At 63.0% G+C, this 18855-nt stretch carries 22 protein-coding genes and 1 pseudogene; 6 read left to right on the top strand and 17 right to left on the bottom strand.

Translation table 11 applies throughout. The annotated features are described in order from the left end of the window. The first annotated feature begins 228 nt into the window (after positions 1-228). Together SJI00_RS16420 and SJI00_RS16415 are read left to right on the top strand one after the other, a co-directional pair. A complete protein-coding gene (locus tag SJI00_RS16420) occupies positions 229-495 on the top strand; it encodes a DUF3077 domain-containing protein (protein ID WP_322462763.1) in 267 nt (88 codons plus the stop codon). Between the two features lie 587 nt (positions 496-1082). Beyond that, positions 1083-1385 (top strand): hypothetical protein, encoded by a 303-nt coding sequence (locus tag SJI00_RS16415; RefSeq protein WP_322462762.1) that lies wholly within the window; start codon positions 1083-1085, stop codon positions 1383-1385. A gap of 95 nt (positions 1386-1480) precedes the next feature. On the opposite strand, the gene alaE is transcribed toward SJI00_RS16415, so the two are convergent. From alaE to SJI00_RS16350, 13 genes and pseudogenes are all read right to left on the bottom strand, one after another. Then, positions 1481-1930, bottom strand: coding sequence for an L-alanine exporter AlaE (gene alaE / locus SJI00_RS16410; RefSeq protein ID WP_322462761.1), 450 nt, complete (start codon positions 1928-1930; stop codon positions 1481-1483). A gap of 118 nt (positions 1931-2048) precedes the next feature. After that, on the bottom strand, positions 2049-2789 hold the full coding sequence (locus tag SJI00_RS16405; RefSeq protein ID WP_322462760.1) for a hypothetical protein: 741 nt from the start codon (positions 2787-2789) through the stop codon (positions 2049-2051). 55 nt (positions 2790-2844) lie between these two features. Then, positions 2845-3362 (bottom strand): annotated as a pseudogene (locus tag SJI00_RS16400) (transposase); the annotation flags it as partial. Between the two features lie 115 nt (positions 3363-3477). Then, positions 3478-4560, bottom strand: a complete 1083-nt coding sequence (locus SJI00_RS16395) for a protein-glutamate methylesterase/protein-glutamine glutaminase (protein ID WP_322462759.1) — start codon at positions 4558-4560, stop codon at positions 3478-3480. After that, the gene (cheD, locus tag SJI00_RS16390; RefSeq protein WP_322462758.1) at positions 4523-5056 is read right to left on the bottom strand and encodes a chemoreceptor glutamine deamidase CheD; all 534 of its coding nucleotides are present in this window, start codon (positions 5054-5056) and stop codon (positions 4523-4525) included. The genes SJI00_RS16395 and cheD overlap by 38 nt, the downstream gene beginning before the upstream one ends. Beyond that, positions 5053-5862 carry a CheR family methyltransferase gene (locus SJI00_RS16385; protein ID WP_322462757.1) on the bottom strand — a complete coding sequence of 270 codons (810 nt, stop codon included), beginning with the start codon at positions 5860-5862 and terminating at the stop codon, positions 5053-5055. The genes cheD and SJI00_RS16385 overlap by 4 nt, the downstream gene beginning before the upstream one ends. Positions 5863-5871: 9 nt before the next feature. Beyond that, positions 5872-6411: a chemotaxis protein CheW gene (locus SJI00_RS16380; RefSeq protein ID WP_322462756.1), complete on the bottom strand. Its 540-nt coding sequence runs from the start codon at positions 6409-6411 to the stop codon at positions 5872-5874. A gap of 38 nt (positions 6412-6449) precedes the next feature. Then, a complete protein-coding gene (locus SJI00_RS16375) occupies positions 6450-8105 on the bottom strand; it encodes a methyl-accepting chemotaxis protein (RefSeq protein ID WP_322462755.1) in 1656 nt (551 codons plus the stop codon). 29 nt (positions 8106-8134) lie between these two features. Beyond that, positions 8135-10171 carry a chemotaxis protein CheA gene (locus SJI00_RS16370; RefSeq protein WP_322462754.1) on the bottom strand — a complete coding sequence of 679 codons (2037 nt, stop codon included), beginning with the start codon at positions 10169-10171 and terminating at the stop codon, positions 8135-8137. Positions 10172-10211: 40 nt separating this feature from the next. Next, on the bottom strand, positions 10212-10499 hold the full coding sequence (locus tag SJI00_RS16365; RefSeq protein WP_322462753.1) for an STAS domain-containing protein: 288 nt from the start codon (positions 10497-10499) through the stop codon (positions 10212-10214). A gap of 23 nt (positions 10500-10522) precedes the next feature. After that, positions 10523-10891, bottom strand: coding sequence for a response regulator (locus SJI00_RS16360; protein ID WP_322462752.1), 369 nt, complete (start codon positions 10889-10891; stop codon positions 10523-10525). Positions 10892-10901: 10 nt separating this feature from the next. After that, entirely contained in the window at positions 10902-11813 is a 912-nt protein-coding gene (locus tag SJI00_RS16355; RefSeq protein WP_416221059.1) for a methyl-accepting chemotaxis protein, read from the bottom strand. 623 nt (positions 11814-12436) lie between these two features. Beyond that, positions 12437-12721 carry a YceK/YidQ family lipoprotein gene (locus tag SJI00_RS16350; RefSeq protein WP_322462750.1) on the bottom strand — a complete coding sequence of 95 codons (285 nt, stop codon included), beginning with the start codon at positions 12719-12721 and terminating at the stop codon, positions 12437-12439. A gap of 199 nt (positions 12722-12920) precedes the next feature. Between SJI00_RS16350 and SJI00_RS16345 the strand changes: the two genes are divergently transcribed. The 4 genes from SJI00_RS16345 to SJI00_RS16330 all read left to right on the top strand — a co-directional run bounded on the left by SJI00_RS16345 (position 12921) and on the right by SJI00_RS16330 (position 16328). After that, positions 12921-14297, top strand: coding sequence for an iron-containing redox enzyme family protein (locus SJI00_RS16345; RefSeq protein WP_322462749.1), 1377 nt, complete (start codon positions 12921-12923; stop codon positions 14295-14297). A 77-nt stretch (positions 14298-14374) separates the two neighbouring features. Continuing rightward, positions 14375-15280 (top strand): methyltransferase, encoded by a 906-nt coding sequence (locus tag SJI00_RS16340; RefSeq protein ID WP_416221058.1) that lies wholly within the window; start codon positions 14375-14377, stop codon positions 15278-15280. Between the two features lie 260 nt (positions 15281-15540). After that, on the top strand, positions 15541-15858 hold the full coding sequence (locus SJI00_RS16335; RefSeq protein ID WP_322462747.1) for a type II toxin-antitoxin system PrlF family antitoxin: 318 nt from the start codon (positions 15541-15543) through the stop codon (positions 15856-15858). Beyond that, complete coding sequence (locus SJI00_RS16330; protein ID WP_322462746.1) at positions 15858-16328, top strand: type II toxin-antitoxin system YhaV family toxin; 471 nt, start codon at positions 15858-15860, stop codon at positions 16326-16328. The genes SJI00_RS16335 and SJI00_RS16330 overlap by 1 nt, the downstream gene beginning before the upstream one ends. Positions 16329-16512: 184 nt before the next feature. Here the strand turns inward: SJI00_RS16330 and SJI00_RS16325 are convergent, their stop codons facing one another. The 4 genes from SJI00_RS16325 to SJI00_RS16310 form a co-directional block, all read right to left on the bottom strand. Beyond that, positions 16513-17391, bottom strand: a complete 879-nt coding sequence (locus SJI00_RS16325; RefSeq protein ID WP_322462745.1) for an EthD domain-containing protein — start codon at positions 17389-17391, stop codon at positions 16513-16515. 268 nt (positions 17392-17659) lie between these two features. After that, a complete protein-coding gene (locus SJI00_RS16320) occupies positions 17660-18205 on the bottom strand; it encodes a hypothetical protein (RefSeq protein ID WP_322462744.1) in 546 nt (181 codons plus the stop codon). A 21-nt stretch (positions 18206-18226) separates the two neighbouring features. Continuing rightward, positions 18227-18502 (bottom strand): hypothetical protein, encoded by a 276-nt coding sequence (locus SJI00_RS16315; protein WP_322462743.1) that lies wholly within the window; start codon positions 18500-18502, stop codon positions 18227-18229. 37 nt (positions 18503-18539) lie between these two features. After that, positions 18540-18854: a hypothetical protein gene (locus SJI00_RS16310; RefSeq protein WP_313740604.1), complete on the bottom strand. Its 315-nt coding sequence runs from the start codon at positions 18852-18854 to the stop codon at positions 18540-18542. Between the last annotated feature and the right edge of the window lies 1 nt (position 18855).

The following is an 18855-nucleotide window of genomic DNA, read 5'->3' as shown; positions in this document are numbered from 1 at the left end:
ACAGTCGGCTTGAGTTGTTGGCTGCTGGCGATCTGTCGCCGCTGCTCGTGTCATCAGCCACTGGGACAGCCGCAGGTATCGAAGCTGGCGAGGCGATCCGCATTTTCGAGGGACCTTCGTCTGGATCACGTCCTTCTCCATAGAGACGGCCCCTGAAACCAGCTGAATACCTTACCTGCTTCAATCATGGAGCGAGCCCGCGCGCTCGCTCTGCGAGGGTCATCTGAAATGAGCACCACGCATACTGCTTTTACGGTTGGTCGAACCACGTTTTATCGAGATGGAAATCATGCACAGCCACTCTTTCGCATAGAGCCTGGGGTTTCTTGCCAGGTTGCCAGGGAACATGCGTCAGAGTTGTTGGACTACGCCCGGTATCTGAGCTTTGAAGGGCTAATGGAAGACAAACCGAAGATGGTGTGGGCCTCGCACTATTTTTGCGCGATGGCGAAGGCGCTGCTGGATGACGCGGAATTGGGGATGGGCAGGGTGTGATCACGTCATGTTCCGCAGCCGGTATACGCTAGCCGCACAGTGCTACCTGTCCGAGGTACTGCGGACTTTGCTGAGGGTTTAACTAGCCTTCGTCAGAATCAGCAGGTTCAGGTGATCCAATTGCAGCTTCTATGGCCGCCAATGGAGATACCCACCAAAGCAGATCTGCGCACTGGCCGCCAGACCATACGAATCAAACAGCCCCCCAGCCTTGCCAGCCCCCGCTCCCCTAGGTATGTTTACCCCCAGTCGCTGCAAACTCAGCGACCAGGCTTGGCGGCCTGAAACGTACAAGGCGCAACAGCGCCCCCATCACGATTGCCGGCGCTTTTTTTGCGTCTGCTTTCCTGTGTCATGGCGGGTTGCGCAGGAGCACCCTCGGGTGCGCCGGTTTCCTTGTACGCCGGTCCGCCAATCCTGTGCAATCCGCCACCCTAACTGCTTGGCGGCAGCGGGCGGCGGTCCATCAGTACAAGGAGATTACCGATGAAGATTGCTTCGCACCCTTCCCCTCCTGCAGTCGCCTGCAATCCGCGAGATCACCAGTCTATGGACTTGATCTGTGCTACTGGCGCGTGGAGGCGAGCATGAAAACGGCTCACCTCACGACTATGAAAGGGCATAGCTTCTGCCCCACTGCCAGCGCCCTCGAACCACAGCCCCTTTTTGCCGTGCTGCCGGGTGTCCCCGTCGTTAATGCTGCACGCGTCCTGTCCGAGCTCTTGAGCAATCTGGATGAGTCCATCTACGCAGCGGCCATGGGTGAGCGGGCGATGAGCGCCCATGATGCGTGGCTGGCCAAGTACACGCTGGATGCGGCGAGGGCTGTTGTGAGCTCGATCACCGAGTCACTGGAAAGCAGCCACGCGAGCGCGGCGCAAGAGGCCTGATCCAGGCCCTAAGCAGCTCAACGCTCTTTCAGAGCCTCTAAATCGAAAGGTTTAGGGGCTCTTGGCTCCCAAGGGAGACACGAGAGACCCCAAGGCTAGTCGCCCAACGACATCGGTTTGCTGCCCCCTGGCGGCAACCCAAACAACGCACGCACCCAGTTGAGAAACGCCCCGTACGGACGCCCCAGCAACAGCATGATCAGCGCAGCACCGATAACGCCCTTGATCAACCCTTCGGCAGTAGCCCCACTCGCCGCGATGATCGCCGCGTAGACCGGCACCTGAAAGGTCACCAGTGCCAGGCTGTCCCAGCACACCCGCGACACAGCGCCAGGGCCGGCACGCTTCATCAGGAAGTCGCGCCAGAGGCCGTAAGGCCTGGCAACTGGGATCATCAGGGCCGCACCGATCAGGCGGGCGCGCAGGACCTGGTCCCAGCTCATGCCGGCGATGAAATGCTCGTTCAGGGCGCCGGTCAGGGTGAAGAAGATCACCAGGGCGGTGGTGTCGGCGATGAAGGGGCGATGACGGTCGAGCAGGGTCATGGGTCAAGGTCCTTGGCGTGCATAGAGGTAGGTGACGCTGCACGCTGATTGTCATCATGCAGCAAGCGTCGACACGCCCGCCAGGTAGCACGCGTGCGGCATCGCCAATGCCCTAATACTACTCACGCTCATTCACGTCCTCGGCCAACTGCAAGGTCTGCCACTCAGCCCATACCTCAGCCGTCACACTGCGTGAACGGTTGCCCTGCCCGCGCGGCTGGGAAAAGAACGTGATGCCGTCCCGAAGACTGACGCGCTGGGATTGATCATCGCCTTTGCCATCGTCGCCCAAGGCAAAATGCGGACTGAAGCATTCGATGCCTCGGGCCAACAGTTCGCTGATCCCTTCACGGGTGCTGAAATCGTCCTCGTCAGCCCCGAGCATGTGACGGATGATGGAAAGATCGACAATAGTGCTTTCATGCCAGAACGCTGCACAGTTGTAGGCTGCCACCCAAGCGATGTTGGATGCCTGAACCAAGTTGTCGATGATGCCCGCCTGCGGGCGTTTGACGGTACCTGCGGAGAAGCATGAACCCAGGACGACACCCGTGATATTGGCAGCGACCGAGCTCAAGTTGCACTCGGCCATGATGTCGACAATCTTCGCCCCGCTGACACGTTGACCGTCACCATGACCTGCGACGTAAACGATCGCATTCTTGTACCTGCAACTGCTCAGTACCTTGAATGCCGACCTGAAACTGCTCGCGTCGTAAAACCTGGAATGCAGGATATCGACATCGTTGGTTTGTTTGGCCAAGCCTTGGAAGAACGGCTCCACCGAACTTCGATTGATATCGCCTTCATAGATGTCCCAAGGCGCTTCAAGAATCAGTACTGCGGTTTTAGTGTGCATAGGTCCATCTTGCCGTTGTTGAAAAAACTCAGTCGTTTGCCGGGCGGGAGGCTTTGTACATCGGTTCCAGAGGCCGCTGTTGCCATGCACCGATCATTTCCATGACCTCGCGGGTGATGGAAATGATGAAGTCGCGCGAGGCGTCTGTTGCGTACTGTTCAGAGAGAAATGCCCGGCTTTCTCTGACCGTGATTCACGGGCATACATGGCAATGATCTTGTCGTCGAACGCCGTGTCACGGCGCTCATGCTCGGGAAGCAGAATGGGCGAAAAACTGCCATTCCGGTCGCGTGGGATGTTCAGCCGTAGCGGGCCATCCCCAGTGAGTACGGCCTTACCGCTTTTGCCGTTACGCTGATTGGCTTCATCCTCTGGGCGCTGCGTGCCCGGCAGATAGCCCAGATGATGACCGCGATCAGCTTTTAACACACGCTCGATCGGCGCCTTTTCGAATGCAGCCGACGCGTCCTCGAGGGCGTCGGCGGTTATCATCCCTTCGCCGAACAGCTCCAGCAGCTCCTTGGGGATTTTTTGGCAGGTCGCGCAGGGGTTTCTTTTTGGCTTGGCATACATGCACCTCTTACTCATGTTAGGCCCGAACACAAAATTCCTGACACCCCCGGCTGCCCCACCCTACCCCTGCGTCCTACATCCGGACTGATCAAAAGACGCCATGCGCGCCCCAGCCTCACTTATACAAAATCGCCTGATAAATCTCCCCCAACCCCATAACCCGCTGCGCCGCATTCAGCTTGATCGCCTCCTTAGGCATCCCGAACACCACACAACTCGCCTCATCCTGCGCCACCGTCGCCGCCCCCGCGTCAAGCATCTCCTTAAGCCCCCGCGCCCCATCATCCCCCATCCCCGTCATGATGATCCCGGTCGCATTGCGCCCCGCAAACCGCGCCACCGACCGAAACAACACATCCACCGAAGGCCGATGCCGATTGACCAACGGCCCATCGATCACCTGCGCGTGGTAATACGCGCCGCTACGGGTGACCATCAAGTGCTTGCCGCCGGGGGCGATCAGGGCCAGCCCCGGCAAAATCCGATCATTGTTGCGCGCCTCGCGCACCTCGATCGCACAGACGCTGTTGAGCCGCTCGGCGAACGAGGCGGTGAACTTCTCCGGCATGTGCTGCACGATCACCATCCCTGGGCACACCCGCGGCAGCGCCGTCAGCACCGCTTCCAGCGCCTGGGTGCCACCCGTGGACGTACCGATGGCGACGATACGCTCGGTGGTCTGGGCCATGGCCTGGCCGTTGCCCGCGGGCAGGATCGCGTCGGCACTGAGCTTGGTGGCCGGGGCCGGCGCCGGTACGGGGCTCGCGCTGCGCTTGCCCAGATTCCTGACGTTGGCGTTCGCGGCGGCGCGGACGGCGGCCACCAATTCGGCCGCCGATTCGAGCAGGAACCCCTTCAAACCGGTGGAGGGCTTGGTGATGATTTCCACCGCGCCCGCCGACAGCGCCTGCAGGGAAGTTTCCGCGCCCTTCTGGGTCAGCGAGGAACAGATGATCACCGGCGTCGGCCGCTCGCTCATGATCTTCCTGAGAAAGGTGATGCCGTCCATGCGCGGCATTTCCACGTCGAGCACGATCACGTCCGGCCATTCCCGGGCGAGCTTGTCCATGGCGAACAGCGGGTCGGACGCGGCGCCCATGACGTGGATGTCCGGCGTATCGCTGAGAATCGCCTGCAGTACCTGGCGCACCACGGCCGAATCATCGACCAGCAACACACTGATTTTTTTGGTAGGCATCTTCTTGAAGGAGTCCCATGGGTTGGTGCCGAACCCAGACGTTGCCGTTCCACAGGTCGAACAGGATCGTGCGGTGGCCGGTGCTGCCCATGTCCTGGGCCGTCAGGTGCAAATGGTGGCGCTCGGTCAGGGCCAGCGCGGCGCGGATGTTCTGGCGGGCCACGTCTTGCGTCGGCAGGCGGCGATGCAGTTCGGGGAACATCTCGCCGCCGCCGAACAGCTTGACCTGGTAATCCTGGGCTTGCGTGCCATTGGCTTGCGCGTGGCGCAGCAACAGTTCCAGGGCCTCGTCGGCGTAGCGGCCGTCCAGGGGCTGCTGCTTGCGCAGGCGCCCCGGCAGCATGAAGTGGCACATGCCGCCGATCAGCCGGTGCGGATGCCAGAAGGTGATCGCCACGCAGGAGCCGAGCAAGGTGCGCAGGCGCGTCGGCCGCGTGGCGAAACTGACTTGCCCGGGGGCCAGGACCACTTCGGTGGCGCCGATGGGCTTTTTCATGGTTTGCGGTAGATCGACGGGGCCACCAGCTTCAGGGTGTCGTTGACCCCGTGCAGGCTTTCCGAGTGGCTGATGATCAGGTAACCGCCTCCTTTAAGCAGCGGCAACAGGCGCGCGACCACCTGGCGCTTGGTCGGCTGATCGAAATAGATCATCACGTTGCGCAGGAAGATCACCTCGAACTCGCCCAGCGCCGGCAGCGCTTCGTTGAGGTTGACCTGGATGAAATTGACGCGGTTGCGCAAGGCCTTGTCGATCAGCACGGTGCCCGCCTGACGCCCGATGCCCTTGAGGCAGTACTTGACCAGCAGCGGCTTGGGCAAGGTCTCGATGCGTTCCATCGAGTAATGCCCGGTGCGCGCCTTGGCCAGTACCTGGGAACTGATGTCCGAGCCGATCACCTCCCACGGCGTGGTGCCGAGGCTTTCGGCCAGGGTCATCGCCAGGCTGTAGGGCTCCTCGCCGGTGGAACTGGCCGCGCTCCACACGCGGAACGTGCGGCCCGGCGCGGCCTGGGGCAACACCTGCTGGCGCAGGAAGTCGAAGTGCTTGGGCTCGCGGAAGAAATAGGTTTCGTTGGTGGTCAGCAAATCCAGCGCCACCTGCAGTTCGCCCTTGCGCGTGTCGTGCATGATCAGCTTGAAGTACTCGCCATAGCTCTGCAGCTCATAGTGCTTGAGGCGCTTGAACAGGCGCCCGGCCACCAGGGCTTTCTTGGCCGGCGACAGGTTGATGCCGGCCGCGCGGTACAGCCAGCTCTGGAACTGGCCGAATTCGCGGTCGTCGATGGCAACGGTGTTGGGCATGGTCGAGCCTCAACGCGGGTCGAGGTCGGCGGCCGGCGCCTGGCCGGCCTCGGCGATGCAGGCCATCTCGTCGATGGACAGCACCTTGTCCACCGCCAGCACGATGACGAACGTGCCGTCGACCTTGGCCATGCCGCTGATGAAGTCGGCGCGAATGCGCGCGCCGAAGCTCGGTGGCGGTTCGATCTGCGTGGCCGGGATCTCCTGCACGGCCGACACCGTGTCGACCAGCAGCCCGATGTCCTGGGGCTGGCCGTCTTCGGTACGGGTTTCGAGGATGATCACGCAGGAACGCCGGGTGATCGCCGAGTGGGCCCGGCCGAAGCGCGCCGACAGGTCCACCACCGGCACCACGGCGCCGCGCAGGTTGATCACCCCGCGCACGAACGCGGGCATCATCGGCACCACGGTCAGGCTGCCGTATTCGATGATTTCCTTGATCCCGAGAATGCCGAGGGCGAACATTTCGCCGCCCAGCATGAAGGTCAGGTACTGCCCGTCCTCGTCGACTGCCACTGCGGCCTGCCGCGTCGTCATTACTGCGCCCATGTCGCTACTCTCCCTTGTAGGCTGCCTCGACCGTGCGATCAGAAGCGGGTGAAATCCGACTCGTCCGGAGCGCTGGCCATGCTGTAGGCGAACGCCTTGCGCGCCGGCACGGGTTTGGCGCGGGGCGGTTGCCGGTTGGCCGTACTGCCGGGGCCGTCCACGCCGCCTTGAACGGTGGCCTTGGGCGCCGAGTCGAGCACGAAGAAACTCATGGCCTGTTGCAGTTGCTCGGCCTGGCTGCTCATTTCTTCGGCGGTGGCCGCCAGCTCTTCGCTGCTGGAGGCGTTTTGCTGGGTCACCTGGTTGAGCTGGGTCATGGCCGTGTTGATCTGCGCGACACCGGCGGCCTGCTCTTCGGACGCCGCGCTGATTTCCTGCACCAGGTCGGACGTCTTGTTGATCGAGGGCACCATTTCGTCGAGCAACTTGCCGGCTGTCTCGGCCATGTCCACGCTGCTGGACGACAGCTCGCCGATTTCCTGGGCGGCCACCTGGCTGCGTTCGGCCAGCTTGCGCACTTCGGCGGCCACCACGGCGAAGCCCTTGCCGTGCTCGCCGGCCCGCGCGGCCTCGATGGCGGCGTTGAGCGCGAGCAGATTGGTCTGGTAGGCGATGTCGTCGATGATGCTGATGCGCTGAGCGATCTTCTTCATCGCCACCACGGTCTGCTGCACCGATTCGCCGCCCTCGGTGGCCTCCTTGGCGGCTTTGCTGGCCATGCCGTCGGTGACCCTGGCGTTGTCGGTGTTCTGGTTGATGCTGGCGCTCATCTGCTCCACCGACGCGCTGGTTTCCTCGACGCTGGCGGCCTGCTCGCTGGTGGCCTGGCTCATCGATTGCGCCGTGGCGCTGACTTGCTCGGAGGCGCTGGCGAGGTTGTCGGCGGCGTTGCGCACTTCACCGATGATGTGCGCCAGCTTGCCGACCATGTTGCGCATGGCGTTGAGCACCATGCCGGTTTCGTCCTTGCCACCCGGCTCGATGTGCGCGTTGAGGTTGCCTTCGGCCAAGTGCTCGGCGGCGCTCGCGGCTTGGCGCAGCGGGCGGGAGATGATCCGCGCGATGAACAGCGCCAGGCCCAGGCCGATCAGCAATGCCAGGACCAGCACCGCGATGATCGATACGCGGGCGCGTTCGTACAGCGCCGAGCCCTTGTCGCCCGCGGCAGTGGCGCCGGCGTCGTTGAGCTCGACCATTTTCTGCAGGCGGGTGGTCACCTCGTCGAAATGCCCTTTGGACTCCCCGCGGAGCAAGCTGCGCGCCTGCACGTCCTGGTTCTGACGGGACAGCGCCAGCACCTGCTTGCTGCTTTCGAGGTAGGCGTCCCAGGCGCTTCTCACGCTGAGCAGCAGTTGCCGGTCCTCGTCGCTGGCCACCAATGGCTCGTAGGTCTGCATGCGAATTTCGAACTGCTCGCGTGCCTCGCTGGCTTCGCGTTCGGCCTGGGCCTTTTCTTCGGCAATCTCGGTGCCGATGTGGCGGTTTTCCTTCAACCGGTAATTGGCGGCGAAAAAGCGCATGCCTGCCGCTGCGCGCATGGAGGGCATCCAGTTGCTCTTGATGTCCTGGGCGGCTTGGTTGACGGCGCCGAGCTGAAGGATGGCGAAGGTGCCCATGGCCCCGGTCAGTGCCAGGACCACGAGGAACGAGCTGATCAGCTTGGTGGAAATTTTAAGATCGTAGAACCATTTCATCGGGGAACCTCCATGGAATTGCAAAGACGTCAGCGGGCGAAGAGCGTCGGCGACTGAGGCGCCTGTGCCGTGCGGGCTTCCAGTTGTACGAGTTGGTTGAGCAGTGCCGGTACGTCGAGGATCAGGGCCACCGCACCGCTGCCCAGGATGGTCGAGCCACTGATGCCGCGCAGTGCGCCGAACAGCTTGCCCAAGGGCTTGATCACGGTCTGGAACTCGCCGTGCAGGTCGTCGACCACCAGCCCGGCCTTGTGCTCGGCATAGCGCACCACCACCACGTTCTGCCGGCGGGCGGCCGGGCCTGCGTGGTGGAAGTGCTCGCGCAGGTCCACCAGCGGCAGCACCTCGCCACGCAGGTCCAGATAGCCCTGGTCGCGGCTGGACTGGCGCTGGCGTTCGTCCAGTTCGAGGCATTCCTGGACCATGTCCAGCGGAATCACGTAGGTGGAGTGGTCGATGCCGACCAGAAAACCATTGATGATCGCCAGGGTCAGCGGCAAGCGAATGCGCACCAGCGTGCCCTGGCCGGGGCGGCTGTCGAGGTCGACGGTGCCGCGCAACAAGGTGATGTTGCGCTTGACCACGTCCATGCCCACGCCGCGCCCGGACAGGTTGGTGACGGCCTCGGCGGTCGAGAACCCCGCTTCGAAGATCAGGTTGTAGACCTCTTGGTCGGTGAGCACCGCACCGCTGGCCAGCAATCCGCGTTCCTGGGCCTTTTCCAGAATGCGTTCGCGGTTGAGCCCAGCGCCGTCGTCGGCGATTTCGATGACGATGCTGCCGGAGTCGTGATAGGCATTGAGGCTCAGGTGGCCCTTGCTCGGCTTGCCCGCCGCCCGTCGCGCCTCGGCGCTTTCGATACCGTGGTCCATGGCGTTGCGCAGCAGGTGCATCAGCGGGTCGCCGATCTTTTCCACCACGGTCTTGTCCAGCTCGGTTTCCGCCCCATTGATGATCAGCTCGATGTCTTTGCCCAGTTCCTGGCTGACATCGCGCACCACGCGGCGGAAGCGGTTGAACGTGTCGCCGATGGGGATCATGCGCAGGTGCAGGGCGCCGTCGAGGATCTCTTCCACCAGCCCCGACACCGTCGAGGTGGCCTCCTGCAGCGGGTCGTTGTCGCAGGAACGCGCCAGCAGGCTCGCGCCGGCGCTGGCGATCACCAGTTCGCCGACCAGGTTGATCAGCGTGTCGAGTTTGTCGGCGTTGACGCGTACATAGCTGCCGTCGCGGGATTTCGCCTCGCTGTGGGCCGGCAGGCGCTGGGCCGGGGCGCACGCCGAATCTTGCTCGGCGTGCGCAACGACCAGGTCGTTGCCGGTGGCCACGTCGCTGTCGGGTGTTTCGTCGACCGCGCGAATGTGCACGTCGCAGTCGTCGCGCACGAAGTCGAACACCTCAACGAGCGTGGCCTGGCTGGCCGTCGAGCGCAGGTCGATCTCGAAGCCCAGGTAGCAGCTTTCCGGGTCCCAGTGTTCCAGGGCGGGGATGGCGTCGGTCAGGGTGGTGACCTGCACCATCTGCCCCAGCGTTTCGAGGTAGCGCAGGAACGACAGCGGGTCCATGCCATTGCGGAACACGTCCACGCCGAAACGCAGGGAAATGTGCCAGAGCACGTCGGCCTGCGCGTCGTCGGCCAGCACAGCCGGTACGGCATCGGCGGTGCGCAACGGCTGGTAGGCGCTCAGCGCCTCGCGCAAGCCCTCGTCGCGCGCCAGCGCGGCCGGCGTCAGCGCCTCGCCGCGGCAGGCGACCACGTCGATCAGTTCGAGCATGTGGTCGCCGCACTTGAGCAGCAGCGCAATCAAGGCCGCGTCCACCGCCACGCTGCCTTCGCGCAGGCGGTCGAGCACGTCTTCGACGATGTGCGTGAACCCCACGATCGACGTGAGGCCGAACAGCCCGGCGGAACCCTTGATGGTGTGCGCGGCACGGAAGACCGCGCCGATGGCATCCTGGTCGCCGGGGTCGCTTTCCAGTTGCAGCAGGGATTGCTCCATGGCCTGCAACAGGTCGCGCGCCTCGACGATGAAGGTCTGCAGCGCCTGATCGAGATTGATGCTCACCTGGACTTTCCTTGTCGAGCAATGAACGGAGCAGCGCCGACTAAAGCGCGGCACTGCGACACAGTTGGAACGCCTGCATGACCGCCTGGCTCTGGCCGGTCACCTGCAAGGCGGTGCCGGCAATGTCGGCTTCACGCTGGACGACGGCCAGCCACTGCAAGCCGGCACCGTCCATTTCCGTGACCTGGGACAGGTCCAATGCCAGGCGCGGCGCCGCGCCCATCTGCGGCAACAACGCGCCCGCCAGTTCGGCGACGGTGTAGATCGTGAGTTCGCCGTCGATGCCCACCTGGGCAGTGTCATCGAGAATTTCGAGGGTGATCGGCATGTCGGCCTCCCTGGCGCCGGGTATCAGGGCAGGATCAATTTCGAGACGGCCGCGAGCATCTGCGCCGGCTGGAACGGTTTGACCACCCACGCCTTGGCCCCCGCAGCCTGACCTTCGGCCTTCTTCGATGCCTGGGATTCGGTGGTCAGCATGATGATCGGCGTGAACTTGTAGCTGGCCAGCTTCTTGACCTCCTTGACGAAGGTGATGCCGTCCATGTTGGGCATGTTCACGTCACTGATGATCAGGTGCACTTTCTGCCCGGTCAGCTTGTTCAGGGCATCCTTGCCGTCGCCGGCCTCGATCACGTCGTAACCGGCGCTTTTCAGCGCGATGCCGACCACTTGCCGTACGCTGCTGGAGTCGTCGACCACTAATACAGTCTTCGCCATGCTGGGCTCCTTAGAAGAAAGTGATGTCTTGGGAATGCTGTTGCACGGCCGCCTCGCCATGGTGGAGGCGCCGTTGCTCCTCGGTGGCGTAGGTGGTTTCCATGCGCGCCAGCCATTGCCGGGCGTCGATGGCCAACGGCTGGTCCGGAGCCTGCTTGGCCTGCACGAGGTGGTCGTGCAGGGCGTGCATGTTGTCGCGCACGTGGCTGAGGATCTGGCTGACCCGGTCCTGGAATTGCAGGTTGACCAAGACCTCGGTCATCTCGTCGCGGATGCCGTGGCTTTCCTGCTTGAGCAGGTCGGCGGAGTCGGCCAGGCGGCCGGTAATGTTCTGGAAGCGGGCGAGCACCACTTCGATGGTCTGTTCGGACTCGCTCACCGAATGGCTGTCCTGGTCGGCGCTGCTGGAGGCGGCCTGCACCAGCTGGGTGATGGCGTTGTTGATGATGTCGACCTTGGCCGACATCTGCTGGCCCGTTTCGCTGGATTTGCTCGACAGGCTGCGCACGGCATCGGCCACCACCGCGAAACCGCGGCCGGCCTCGCCGGCACGCGCCGCTTCGATGGCCGCGTTGAGGGCCAGCAGGTTGGTTTGCGCGGCAATGGCGGCCACATCGGCGGCCATGGTGCGCAGCTCGCCTGTATAGGCGGTCAGGCTGCGTACCTGGGCCAGGGTCTGGTCACGGCTGGTTTGCGTGGCCTTGAGCGAATCGATCACCTGGCTCAACTCGCTGTCGCTGCGCGCCAGCACGTCGAGCGCGCCGTCGGCGGCCTGCCCGTCCAGTTCGCCGGCCGCGTGTTGCGACGCTTGCACCGTTTCCTGCAAGCGGGTGGCGATTCCGGTGAAGCGGTTCGCCAGGCTGACGATGGCTTCTTCGGTCTGATGGCGCGAGCTTTCCACCTGCTTGGCCCAGATGGGCATGGCGCCGAGCAAGACCTCGTCGAGCGATGCCCGGGAGGCCGTGCCGTGGTGCGCGTGCGCACTCGCCTGGGCCGCTTGCGCCTGCGCAACCGCGCGTTGCAGTGCGTGGCGCTGCGAAACCGCGCTCCAGGCACAGGCCCCCAGGCCGATCGCTACCAGTGCCGCGCAGGCCAGCAGGTTGGCCATCGAGGTCGACTGCACGAGTATCCAGATCACGGCCGGTACGACCGGGATGAACGCGAACCAACGAAGAGGTGGAAGACCGGAAGAAGCCATATGGCTGGATTGACGCTGGGTCATGAGTTCGATCCTTGAACGGTGCAGCGGGTAGAAATGACATAGGGGTTATCAGCCCTGTTTGTAACAACTTTAGACAAACGATCTGCCTTCCGTCCGATTCATGACCCGCGTATGACGATGTCTTGGGTGCGCGCACAGCGCCCGGATTTCGCCTGGGCGAAACCAAGGGCACCGGTGTTTTGGAGGCTAAGGACGTCGGTGGCCAGGGGCTGTTGCTGCAGCTGTGGGCGGGGTGTCGCGATGGCGAGTCGCTGGCCACGCAATAGTGGCCTGAAGCGTTTAAGTGAACGACGAAGAAGCCGTTCGCTCTGGCTGGCGAGCCGTCACATGATTCTCAATGGCCTGATCTCGCACGCCTTGTGGTCGCCGCCCATGCCTTCCGGCAAGAACGCCGTCAGGTCGTAAGGCAGCAGCACCGTATCCAGCGCAGCCGAAAAAGGCGTATCGATCAGCAAGGGCCAGTTTTTCGACAAACTGGGATCGTTCGCCCAAACCCAGGACATGCGCGTGCCGTGATACACGCAGCGCTCCCCGCTCAAATGCCCCAGGGTGCTGAAACAACCGCTCAACGACAACGACAGCGCCAATAGCAGAATTTTCGCCCGCATGGATTTCCTTATGAGTGAAGCCGTCGTCCGTGACCGTGCGATTCCGGCGTGCCGGCAGCATACCTGCCGATCAGCAGCAGGGGCAGCAACGGCGTTCGACAAGCCCGCCGCCACCCGTCAGCCCGACCCAAACCCCATGGAATTTATCCGGCCAGGCCTCCCTCCCATTTAGAAACCATAAAACCGTGTAGGCCCTCGTATGACTTCCCTGCGAAATCTCGCCCAACGCCTGACTGCCACCCCGCCGCCGGAAGCCTCTACCCCCGTTTCGGTTTACCACGCCCTGTTGCGCCACCCGCATGACACCGACCTGACCCCGGTGCGCGGGTTTCTCGACGCGCAACTGGCGCACGCCAGTCGACTCGGCGACGAAGTCGACGGCCTACCCGAAAACCTTGACGACCTGCCGACCTGGATCGAAGACAACGGCAACGACGTTGCCTGCGCCTACCGCCAATACCTCGATGGCCGGCGCGCTGGCAACGGTCGGGCCTACTTCGGCAGCAAAGCCCATGCCCTGTATTTCCTGCAGCACGTGGCGCCGACCAAGCTGGTCGACGGCGCCTGGCTGTACAACGCGTTGTCCCACGCCAACGATTGGCGCTACCACAACCTGATCCGCACCTACCTGGAAGAGTTGGGCGACGGCGACCCCGGCCTCAACCATGTCGTGCTTTACCGCAAATTGCTGGCCGACCACGATTGCGCGCCGACCGAAGTGCTCGAAGACGCGCTGTACGTGCAAGGCGCCATTCAGCTGGCGCTCGGTCACCTGGGTGACGAATACCTGCCCGAACTGCTGGGCTACAACCTGGGTTACGAGCAACTGCCGCTGCACTTGCTCATTTCTTCGTTCGAACTCAACGAACTGGGCATCGACCCTTATTACTTCACCCTCCACGTGACCATCGACAACGCCAGCACCGGCCATGCCCGCAAGGCGGTGGACACCGTGCTGGACCTGCTGCCTACCGACGCCACCCGCGAAGCGTTCATCGCCAGAATGCGCGCAGGCTATTTGCTCAACGAATTGGGCAAAGGCACCAAAGCCGTGATTTCCGGTTTCGACCTGGAGCAGGAAGTGGTCGCCATGCTCGAGCGCAAGCGCGCCTTCGGCCAGCACCTGCATTCCGACTACTGCCGCCTCGACGGGCGCACGGTCAACGAGTGGCTGTCGGAGCCTGGGCGCTGCCGCGAATTCCTCACGGTGTTGGAGAACAAGGGCTGGATCAAACATGACCAGGACCCAGCCGACAGCCGCTTCTGGCAATTGATGGACGGGCCGGGCGCACCCATGTTCGGTGTGTTCAACGGCTATGAAATGCAGCTGCTGCGCGACTGGATCGCAGGGGATTGGCTCGATGAGCACTCGGCCAGACGGCAGAACCCCTTCCGTGCGCAATTCCGCCGTCGCCTGTCGGCCGATGCAGCGTCCACGGCCGCATCGTCCCGCACGGCCGTGGCGACGGACGCACTGATCGACTTGTTGTCGCCCGCGCACCATGCGACCCCTGAAGGGTTGAGCGCCACCCGTGTGTATGCCCGTAAACTGGCGGAAGGATCGTTGACGGTATGAGTCAGTCTTCAACCCAGCCTGTCCTGGATGACACGGTCGTGCTCGATGCGAACACCCACGACCAGGCACTGCTCCGGATGGGCAGGAAGCTGTTGGCGGACCACTACCGGTTCATGACCGTCACGCCGTTGACCCATCAGCGCAACAACCAAAGAGCACACAACCGTGAAGCGCGCGACCTGCGGGATGTCTTCGGTTGGAACCGCCCGTTCGAAACACACGTGCTGCCCGGCGTAGAGGCTCAGGCGCTGCGCGAAAGCGAGGTCATCCACGCGCAGGGCGGTCACTGGATCAGCTCCGTGCGCTATTCGAGCCTGGGCGAGCTGCTCTTCGTCCATTCGGGCTTCCCGACCACCGCACGCGATTCGGTCTTCTTCGGCCCCGACACCTACCGGTTCGCCCAGGCCATCGAAGCGCACTTGCGCACCGCCACCCATCCTGTGCGCACGGCGGCGGACATCGGCTGCGGCAGCGGTGCGGGTGCCATCTTGATTGCTCATGCCAGGCCCCAGGCGCAGGTGCAGGCACTGGACATCAACCCGACGGCGTTGCGCTTCACCGCCGTGAACGCGGCCTTGGCGCAGGTCGACAACGTGTCGGCTCGGTACAGCGATCTGTTGAGCGGCGCGTCGGGCGAGTTCGACCTGATCGTGGCCAACCCGCCGTACATGCAGGACACGCAAAAGCGCGCTTACCGTCACGGTGGTGATCGGCTGGGGTCCGAGCTTGCCGTGCGCATCGTCGAGCAGGCGCTGGACCGTTTGACGCCCGGTGGCACCCTCCTCCTCTACACCGGCACGCCTTGGGTGGACGGCACCGATCTGTTCTTCGAAAGCGCCCAACCCTTGGTCGACAAGCCCGGGTTCACGTGGTCGTACCGCGAAGTCGATCCGGACGTGTTTGGCGAAGAGCTGGAGTCCGACACTTACGCCTGCGCTGAACGCATTGCTGCGGTGGTCCTGACCGTGACTAGAACCTGCTGAGGAGCGATTGGATGGTCGCCACGCGGTGACCCTCCTCACGCTCACCTGCGGCGGCTGGAACGTCGGTCTCAGAGCAGATACGCCAGCCGCACTACCACTTCCATCCCTCTCATAGCTCATCACCAGGCCCCAGGACTGGTACACCGATCCTGGTGCACGCCTGACCTTGCGGCCCATGCCTGTGCTCGTCAGAACGATCAAGGATTGATCATGTAAGGATATTTCCTTACCATCCATTGAGCCTATCCGGGAGAATGCTCATGCCTGCCATCTACGACATCGCCACCTTGACATCAAAAGGCCAAATTACCCTTCCTAAATCCGTTCGCCAGCGACTGGGCCTCGATACCGGTAGCAAGATCGCATTTGATGTGCGCGACGGTGAAGTGGTGGTCAGCCGGGTGGAAGCCATTCACCAAGACCCTGCCATCGGTGCATTTCTGGGTTTGCTGGAGGCAGACATCCGCAGCGGGCGAAACCTCTGCGCGTTACCCGAGGATCTGGCGTACAGCATGCTCGCCAGCGCAGGCTGCGATGTAAATCTGGATGACGAGATCGACGGTGAGGTTGCACTCTGATGCAGCGGCACGGCTGGACACTGTTGTTCCATGAGGGTGTGATCGCACAGTTGCGCAAGCTGCAAGACGCTGCCGCAAGGGCCGAAAAAAATGACCCGCAACGCTTCGAAAGCAATGCCAACGTCAAACTGTTTCGAGCCCTGAGCCAGTTGATTCTGAACGGGGTGCCAGAGGATCCGGCACGCGACGAGTTCCGCCAGGGCAACACATTGGGAGTAGCCTTCCGCCATTGGCGACGGGCAAAGATCGGCAGGCGATTCCGCTTGTTCTTTCGCTACGACTCGAAATCCAGGGTGATTGTCTACGCATGGGTCAATGACGAAAACACCCTGAGGTCGGCAGGCAGCAAATCCGATCCCTATGCCGTGTTCGAGAAAATGCTTGGCCGGGGCAACCCTCCCGATGACTGGGATACGTTGGTGGCTGCCACCAGAAGCGACTGGAAAGCATTCGAGCCTTCTCCTTCTTGAGCCCGGTCGCTCGCAAAAAAGCTGGAACACCCGCTCATGTCGAGGACTGACTTGGAAGGAGCGCTGAGGGTGACAAGAGGCGGTCCGAGGCCCTCGGAATACTTGCCTTTCCAGATTTTTTTGGCGATCAGGCCTGTCTCATCTCCAAAAGGAATGCGCCGAGCCGGTTCTGCCTAGAATCCTCTTACCGCGCAGCCTCGACGTTCTTGAACACCGCCTCTACCTCAGTTTCCAGCTGATTGATCGCCCCCAGATACTCGATCAGCTCCGCCGCCCGACTGCCACGCAGCCCGGCCGTGGTCATCTCCCCGTCGACCACGTACTTGTACACGCCACTCACGGCGAACGCTTTCAATGATCCTATGTGCCGCGCCTGATCCGCCAAGGTGTTCTTGAACGCCTCGCTCTGGAAAAACCGCCGCCGCGCCACCGGGTTGCCAAACGCCACTTCCATCACCACCAGTTCTGCCCGTTCCTGGGTCGCGGTATGCGCCACGTTCGGTGCCGGCGGATGATTGCCGTCGTTCTCGAACGCTGCGCACAGGTGCAGTTGCACCTTCAGTACCGACGGGTCCCCCGCCAGGACTGGCGCCAGCGTGTCGCGGACATACACCTGCAAGTCTTGCAAACCCTGGCGCGGGCTCAGGTGCACGTGAATCCGGTCGGCATGGTCGAGCCCATTGAGCCGCTCGTCCTGCAAGCGACTCACCACGCCTAGCGAGCCGTGTGGCAGGTCGTAGGCCAGCGTTTCTTCGAACATGTTCTGTTCGTCCGAAAACAGCAGAGGGCTGGCCTCCTTGAAGCGCGCCTGCTGGTCGGCGGACTTGAAGCCGATCTCCACGCCGCCATCGAGCTCGTAGTCTTCGATCTCCAGCACACCCTCGGCCAGCGGCCACAAGTGCGCATCCTGGTGGCGCGAGAAATGGTGCTGGATGTACAGACCCAGCCCCGGCAAGCGCGAACACAAGGGCCCGTGCACGTCGCGCCAGTAGTGGGCGAAGATCTCGTGCGGCACGCGCTCGCGTTTCTTCACGGTCGTGTAGCTGTTGATGGTGATGGTCATCTGAAACCCCTGCAGAACTCACTGGATGTTCCATTTGAGAACCGCGTCAGCGAAGGGGCGTTCAGTTCGATGGACTGGTGGCCTGCATCGAGGGTATGCGGGCGAGACGCCGCGCCCGCCAGGGTGCTAGGTTCTGTACGAAAAGCCTCGAGACGAAGGCCAGGCAAGGCGAAAACGGCCGAGGAAGCGGAGTGTACTGGAGTACATGAGCATTCCGAGGACGTTTTCAACGCAGCATGGGCGAGTATCGAGGTTTTTCGTACAGAACCTAGAGCATGTCGCTCATCCGACACAGCCCTGCCCGTTGCATCGGCCCAGCCTCTGTCCAGCCCTCCGTGTGCAACTGCCGCAACAACACCACACACCCGCCGGCCTCGTAGAAGATCACCTCATAGTCCTGCCCGGCCTTGGGCACGAAGTGATACGACTGCCGGCAACTGCGCGATCGGCCCGCCGAGCCGTAGCCCTCGCTCAGGAAGTTCAGGGTGAAGGGTTTGCCTGCGGGCACCTTGAGTTCGGCTCTGGCCACCGGCTCGTCCAGGCGCCAGCTGCCGGTGGGCATGCCCAGGCTGCGGCCGTTGTTGCGGTCGGCGAAGCCGGGCTTGGCCACCGCCATCACCCCGGCGCCGGGCACGCGCCAGTCGATGCAGTCACTGGCAGGGATGCCGCGCACCATGCCGTTGGTGACCACGCGCAGGCGTGCGGTGTCACCGGCGCTGGGTTCGACATAGTCGGTGGAAAACGCGCGAATGTTGGAGACGTTGCCGCAGCCACTTGCGGCCACGGCCAGGCCGAGGATCAGCAGTGCTCTCATGGACGCCCCTCCTCGATGCGATCAGCAGTGGTGGGGGCTTTCGCTCTTGAGCTCTTCGCCGGTATCGGCGTTACGGATGATCACCGTCGCGTCGGGCGCGATGCTGCACATGGCGTTACGCGCGGTGTAGATGTGCCGGCCCTCGGCAACGATCTTGCCCAGTTTCGGGATCGGCTTGCCCGAGGCGTCCTGGGCCGTCACGGTGTATACGCCCGACATGGTCACGCAGCCGCCCAGCCCCAACAGCAGCGCCACGCATAGGCCCGATTTCAACAGGAATGTCCTTGAGGTTTTCATTGCGATGATTCCTTGGCTAAAGAATGGGTTTGCCACGTCATGGCTTCGCCTGGCAGGCCGGCAACGGCTGCGCGTCGGGTAGCGCGCACACGTCGAAGCCATCGCGGCGGGTAAAGCCTGCGCGCTTCATGCACGTGAAGCGTTCCGCGCGCTCCTGCAAGGTTGCCTTCTGGTCGAAGCCTGCGGCATTGGGTTCGCCGCAGGCGAACATTGCGTTGCGAACATCGGCTTTGCTCGCACCCGGTTTGTGCCACTGCTCGATGTCCGGTTTCGGCGGTTTGAACGCATCTTCGGTGCAGGCGGTGACGAGGGGGCTCAACAACACGGCCAGTACGAGCAGTCTGTAACGCATG

Source organism: Pseudomonas gebzensis (genome assembly GCF_034427815.1).
GTDB lineage: Bacteria > Pseudomonadota > Gammaproteobacteria > Pseudomonadales > Pseudomonadaceae > Aquipseudomonas.
Note: the sequence above shows the minus strand (reverse complement) of the source record. Positions and strands in the feature narration are given on the sequence as shown.

What these genes read in the sequence shown, in the direction of transcription:
- SJI00_RS16420 (WP_322462763.1), top strand. Translation starts at nt 229, where the DNA reads ATGAGCACCACGCATACTGCTTTTACGGTTGGTCGAACCACGTTTTAT.
- SJI00_RS16415 (WP_322462762.1), top strand. Translation starts at nt 1,083, where the DNA reads ATGAAAACGGCTCACCTCACGACTATGAAAGGGCATAGCTTCTGCCCC.
- alaE (WP_322462761.1), bottom strand. Translation starts at nt 1,930, where the DNA reads ATGACCCTGCTCGACCGTCATCGCCCCTTCATCGCCGACACCACCGCC.
- SJI00_RS16405 (WP_322462760.1), bottom strand. Translation starts at nt 2,789, where the DNA reads ATGCACACTAAAACCGCAGTACTGATTCTTGAAGCGCCTTGGGACATC.
- SJI00_RS16395 (WP_322462759.1), bottom strand. Translation starts at nt 4,560, where the DNA reads ATGCCTACCAAAAAAATCAGTGTGTTGCTGGTCGATGATTCGGCCGTG.
- cheD (WP_322462758.1), bottom strand. Translation starts at nt 5,056, where the DNA reads ATGAAAAAGCCCATCGGCGCCACCGAAGTGGTCCTGGCCCCCGGGCAA.
- SJI00_RS16385 (WP_322462757.1), bottom strand. Translation starts at nt 5,862, where the DNA reads ATGCCCAACACCGTTGCCATCGACGACCGCGAATTCGGCCAGTTCCAG.
- SJI00_RS16380 (WP_322462756.1), bottom strand. Translation starts at nt 6,411, where the DNA reads ATGGGCGCAGTAATGACGACGCGGCAGGCCGCAGTGGCAGTCGACGAG.
- SJI00_RS16375 (WP_322462755.1), bottom strand. Translation starts at nt 8,105, where the DNA reads ATGAAATGGTTCTACGATCTTAAAATTTCCACCAAGCTGATCAGCTCG.
- SJI00_RS16365 (WP_322462753.1), bottom strand. Translation starts at nt 10,499, where the DNA reads ATGCCGATCACCCTCGAAATTCTCGATGACACTGCCCAGGTGGGCATC.
- SJI00_RS16360 (WP_322462752.1), bottom strand. Translation starts at nt 10,891, where the DNA reads ATGGCGAAGACTGTATTAGTGGTCGACGACTCCAGCAGCGTACGGCAA.
- SJI00_RS16355 (WP_416221059.1), bottom strand. Translation starts at nt 11,813, where the DNA reads ATGCCCATCTGGGCCAAGCAGGTGGAAAGCTCGCGCCATCAGACCGAA.
- SJI00_RS16350 (WP_322462750.1), bottom strand. Translation starts at nt 12,721, where the DNA reads ATGCGGGCGAAAATTCTGCTATTGGCGCTGTCGTTGTCGTTGAGCGGT.
- SJI00_RS16345 (WP_322462749.1), top strand. Translation starts at nt 12,921, where the DNA reads ATGACTTCCCTGCGAAATCTCGCCCAACGCCTGACTGCCACCCCGCCG.
- SJI00_RS16340 (WP_416221058.1), top strand. Translation starts at nt 14,375, where the DNA reads ATGGGCAGGAAGCTGTTGGCGGACCACTACCGGTTCATGACCGTCACG.
- SJI00_RS16335 (WP_322462747.1), top strand. Translation starts at nt 15,541, where the DNA reads ATGCCTGCCATCTACGACATCGCCACCTTGACATCAAAAGGCCAAATT.
- SJI00_RS16330 (WP_322462746.1), top strand. Translation starts at nt 15,858, where the DNA reads ATGCAGCGGCACGGCTGGACACTGTTGTTCCATGAGGGTGTGATCGCA.
- SJI00_RS16325 (WP_322462745.1), bottom strand. Translation starts at nt 17,391, where the DNA reads ATGACCATCACCATCAACAGCTACACGACCGTGAAGAAACGCGAGCGC.
- SJI00_RS16320 (WP_322462744.1), bottom strand. Translation starts at nt 18,205, where the DNA reads ATGAGAGCACTGCTGATCCTCGGCCTGGCCGTGGCCGCAAGTGGCTGC.
- SJI00_RS16315 (WP_322462743.1), bottom strand. Translation starts at nt 18,502, where the DNA reads ATGAAAACCTCAAGGACATTCCTGTTGAAATCGGGCCTATGCGTGGCG.
- SJI00_RS16310 (WP_313740604.1), bottom strand. Translation starts at nt 18,854, where the DNA reads ATGCGTTACAGACTGCTCGTACTGGCCGTGTTGTTGAGCCCCCTCGTC.